The sequence below is a fragment of the Stenotrophomonas pictorum JCM 9942 genome (genome assembly GCF_001310775.1).
Classification (GTDB): domain Bacteria; phylum Pseudomonadota; class Gammaproteobacteria; order Xanthomonadales; family Xanthomonadaceae; genus Stenotrophomonas; species Stenotrophomonas pictorum.
On sequence record NZ_BAZI01000771.1, the window covers coordinates 1 to 629 of the forward strand.

The 629-nt window shown below is 70.1% G+C and carries 1 protein-coding gene; it reads right to left on the minus strand.

Annotated features, from left to right (window positions below; translation table 11 throughout):
* Positions 1–629 (minus strand): putative glycoside hydrolase (locus tag JCM9942_RS17605; RefSeq protein WP_256202437.1); only part of this gene is annotated, 629 nt, incomplete at both ends.

Genomic DNA, 629 nt, shown 5'->3' on the forward strand with positions numbered 1-629 from the left:
CGCGCCCACTGGCCCTGCGGCAGCTTGGCCAGCGCATTGCCGATGGCGAGCTCGCCGCTGCAGCCGGTGCCGCAGGTGGCGAGGTAATCCACCTTGGCGCCGGCCGGCAGCGCATCGACCCGCACGTTGGCGATCGCCAGTACGTCGCCGTTGGTTTCCCGCACCAGGTCCAGTGGCATATTCGCGCGCAGCTCGAGGCGGCCGGGACCGTTGAACGCGAACTGGCGCGCGCCTTCCTGCACCTCGGTGTTGACTGCGGTCATCACCACCGACCCATCGGTGGTCGCCGCGTTGGGATGCACGATATCCATCGCTTCGCCGTCGGCGCCGGTCAGCCGCAGGACCAGGCCGGTGGTCGCCACGCCGCGATCGAACCAGACGCTGGTGCGCGAGGCGTCCGGGTCGATGCCCGGGTCCTCGGACAACGCCGCCAGGTCGCCATTGTCGGCGTAGGTAAGGCCATAGCCGTAGGCGAACTGCGGGTCGTAGTCCTTCTGGCCGACGTTGTTGGCGTACTGGTCGGCGCGGCGCGGCCAGGAGAAGCTCAGCTTGCCGTGGAAGTCGTATTGCACGCCGCCGTCGGGCCGGCGCAGCAGCACGTCGGCGACGCCCGCGCCTTCCGAACCCGG